The organism is Microbacterium sp., assembly GCF_051953575.1.
Lineage (GTDB): Bacteria > Actinomycetota > Actinomycetes > Actinomycetales > Microbacteriaceae > Microbacterium.
This window is the reverse complement of record NZ_JBQCIP010000210.1, coordinates 1-3478: the sequence shown is the minus strand read 5'-3', so window position 1 is coordinate 3478 and position 3478 is coordinate 1. Positions and strand designations below refer to the sequence as shown.

4 protein-coding genes are annotated in these 3478 nt (G+C 70.6%); 2 read left to right on the top strand and 2 right to left on the bottom strand.

Annotation, left to right across the window (positions count from 1 at the left end; all coding sequences use genetic code 11):
- Window positions 1–392, bottom strand: a 392-nt coding sequence (locus ACTHNQ_RS12825) for a VOC family protein (protein ID WP_440333907.1), incomplete at its 3' end; no start/stop codon positions are given.
- Window positions 393–542: 150 nt separating this feature from the next.
- Here ACTHNQ_RS12825 and ACTHNQ_RS12820 point away from each other — a divergent pair.
- Together ACTHNQ_RS12820 and ACTHNQ_RS12815 are read left to right on the top strand one after the other, a co-directional pair.
- A complete protein-coding gene (locus ACTHNQ_RS12820; protein WP_440333906.1) occupies window positions 543–1817 on the top strand; it encodes a sensor histidine kinase in 1275 nt (424 codons plus the stop codon).
- On the top strand, window positions 1814–2494 hold the full coding sequence (locus ACTHNQ_RS12815) for a response regulator (protein ID WP_440333905.1): 681 nt from the start codon (window positions 1814–1816) through the stop codon (window positions 2492–2494). Before ACTHNQ_RS12820 ends, ACTHNQ_RS12815 begins: the two co-directional genes overlap by 4 nt.
- Window positions 2495–2654: 160 nt before the next feature.
- Here ACTHNQ_RS12815 and ACTHNQ_RS12810 read toward each other — a convergent pair whose 3' ends face one another.
- Window positions 2655–3224 (bottom strand): NADPH-dependent FMN reductase, encoded by a 570-nt coding sequence (locus tag ACTHNQ_RS12810; RefSeq protein ID WP_018173403.1) that lies wholly within the window; start codon window positions 3222–3224, stop codon window positions 2655–2657.
- Window positions 3225–3478: the final 254 nt, after the last annotated feature.

The following is a 3478-nucleotide window of genomic DNA, read 5'->3' as shown; positions in this document are numbered from 1 at the left end:
ACGGCCTGCGGCTCCATGAAGAAGAACTCCACGCCGTTGCCGTCGGGGTCGTCGAGGTCGCGGCTGTACATGAAGCCGTAGTCCTTGGGCTCGCTCGGCTCGACGCCGCCCGCCGCCACGCCGGCGGCGATGGCCTTGTCGACGTCCTCGCGGGAGTCGCGGCTGAGCGCGATGAGCACCTGGGCCTGTCCGCGCGAGGGGACGATCTGCTTGTCGGTGAAGGTCGCGAAGTAGGCCTCGGTGACCGCCATGAAGTAGACGTTGTCGTCCCACACGATGCAGGCCGCGTTCTCGTCGGTGAACTGCGGGTTGATGCTCGCACCCAGCGCCGTGTAGAAGGCCTTGGACCGTTCGAGGTCGCTCGTCTGGATGTTGACGAAGATGTGCGTCATTGCCCTGCTCCTTGTGCCCGTCTCGGTGTGCCGGAACTCCCGACGAATCGATGGTTGCAAAAAACAAGTTCGCTTGTCAATAGCAAGTAACAGATTCCTCTCCCCCGTGAGGCGGATGCCGCGACCCGCAGGGATCCGTACCGTGGAGGCATGCCCACCCCGCCGCCCGCCCACCCGCTCCGGCGCACGCCGCCAACCCCGCGCGAACTGCGGGGCGACGTCTGGCTCGCGGCGGGACTGTTCCTCTCCGCCGTCCTGAGCAGCGCCCTCGGATCCGTCGCCGGCGTCTACGGCGCCGACGCCACGCACGGTCTGCAGTGGGCACTGCTCTATGCGCTCGCCCTGACGGCCCCGCTCGCCGTGCGCCGCGGGCACGCCGAGATCGTGGTGGTCGTCGTCGCCGTCGTGTTCTTCGTGGGCGTGACGTTCCGCATCCCCGACCTGTACGTCGGCAACGTCTCGATGTTCATAGCGATGTACACCGTCGGCGCCTGGGTCGACGACCGCCGTCGCGCGATGTGGGTGCGTGCGGCGGTGATCGTGGGCATGTTCGTGTGGCTGCTCATCACGATGTTCCAGTCCGCGATAGACCCGTCCGACGAGGCGCTCTCGCAGGCCGGGCTCTTCTCGCCGTTCGCGGCCATGCTGCTGATCCAGCTGCTCATCAACGCGGCGTTCTTCGGCGGCGCGTACTACATGGGCGATCGCGCCTACGCCGCGGCACTCGAGCGCGGCGCCCTCGAACAGCGCACGCGCGAACTCGAACTCGAGCGCGAGGTGACCGCCGCCCAGGCCGTCGCCCTCGACCGGGTGCGCATCGCCCGCGAGCTGCACGACGTCGTCGCGCACCACGTGTCGGCGATGGGCGTGCAGGCGGGCGCGGCCAGAGCGGTGCTGGACCGGGATCCGGATGCCGCCCGCGCGGCGCTCCTCGGCGTCGAGTCGTCGGCGCGCTCGGCGCTGGTCGAGCTGCGTCAGCTGCTCGAGACGCTGCGCACGTCTGCGACCGACGCGGACGCCGGGTCGACCGTTCACCTGTCGGCCCTGCCCGACCTCGTCGCACACGCGAACGACAACGGCCTGCCCACGACGCTCACGGTCGTCGGCGACCCGGTGCCGCTCCCCGACCTCGTGCAGGTGAACGTCTACCGCGTCGCGCAGGAGGCGCTCACGAACGCCCGCCGCCACGGCGGTCCCGATGCCGCCGCCGACGTGCGGCTGCGGTACGGCGACGACGCCGTCGAGCTGGAGGTCGTCAACACCGGGCGCGTCGTCACCGCGCCGATGCGGCCGGGGCTGGGCCTGGTCGGCATGCGTGAGCGTGCTGCGGCCTCTGGCGGCGAGCTGGAGACCGGGCCTCGGTCGCGGGGCGGGTTCCTGGTGCGGCTGCGCGTGCCGCTCGTCCACGCCGAGGCGATCGCATGAGCGCGCCGATCCGCGTGCTGCTCGTCGACGACCACGCCGTCATGCGCGCCGGCTTCCGGATGATCCTCGAATCCTCGGGCGACATCACGGTGGTCGGCGAGGCCTCGACAGGCGTTCAGGCGGTGTCGGCGGCATCCGCCCTCCGCCCCGACGTGATCTGCATGGACGTGCAGATGCCCGACATGGACGGGCTCGAGGCGACGCGGCGCATCGTCGGGGATGCCGCGATCGGATCGGCCGTGGTGGTCGTGACGACGTTCGACCGCGACGACTACCTGTTCGACGCGCTGGCCGCCGGGGCCAGCGGGTTCCTGCTCAAGAACGCCGGGCCCGAGGAGCTCATCTCGGCGGTACGCGTCGCCGCCGCCGGGGACGCCCTGCTCGCCCCCGGGGTCACCCGACGCGTCATCGCGCGGTTCGCGGCGGCGCCGGTGCCCGCGGCATCCGTCCCCGCCGTCGTACCGCCCCAGGGCGAGCGCCCGATCGGCGACCTCACCGAGCGCGAGGCCGAGGTGCTGCGGCTCGTGGCCCAGGCGATGAGCAACGCCGAGATCGCGCAGCGCCTGTACATCGGCGAAGCGACCGTCAAGACGCACGTGTCGAACGTGCTGCAGAAGCTCGGCGCCCGTGACCGGGTCGCCGCGGTCGTGTACGCGCACCGCCACGGCCTGGCCTGAGCCGCGGATCTCGGCGAGTCGCCAGAAACGGACGCCTCAGCCGCGGATCGTGGCGAGTCGCCAGAATACGACGGATGCCTCGACCCTGACCCGCAAGGGGCGCAGGGCCGAGGCATCCGTCTGCTGGAACAGGACCGGCGCGCGCCGGTCCACGAGGGTGTCAGGCCGCGACGGCGACCGGGGCGTAACGCTCGATCAGGGCGCCGAAGGCCTCGAGGTACGCGACGAGGAACTCGGCGGTCTGCTCGTTGGTGACCTCGCCGGTCTCGGTGAACAGACCCGGGGTGGTCTGCACGTAGCCCTCGGGCTGGCCGAGCGTCGGCGCGTTGAAGTGGCTGAGGATCGCCTTCAGGTGCTGCTGCGCGGCCGCGGTGGCGATGCCGCCGCCCGACGTTCCGATGACGGCGGTGGGCTTGCCGTTGAACGAGCCCTGGCCCCACGGGCGCGCGGCCCAGTCGAGGGCGTTCTTGAGCACGCCGGGGATGGAGCGGCTGTACTCGGGCGTGATGATGAGGATGCCGTCGGCGTCCTCGATCGCCTTCTTGAAGTCGCGCGCGACCTGCGGGTAGTCGGCGTCGAAGTCGGGCGAGTAGAACGGGAGGTCCGCGATCGGGATCTCGACGAGGGTCGTGCCCTCGGGGGCGAGGCGTTCGAGCGCCTTTGCGAGGCGACGGTTGATCGACGTCGACGAGATGCTGCCGACGATGTAGCCGATGGTGCGGTCAGTCATGTGTCCTGCTCCTTGAAAACAAAAAGGCGTCCCCGTGGGGATCCACCGTGGACGTTCCACTTTCATGCAAGCACATGGATCTGGGATCTATTCCGAAGTATGAACATCCGGCGTCACATCTCCCCCTCGCCGCCGGTCATCTCCCCCTCGTGGGGGGGGCGCCCCCCCCACCCCCCCCCGCGCGTAGGAGTGCCACCAAAGGGGCGCCCCTGCGGCACCGGGGCGGGGTCCCCCACACCGACCGCGGCCCCCCG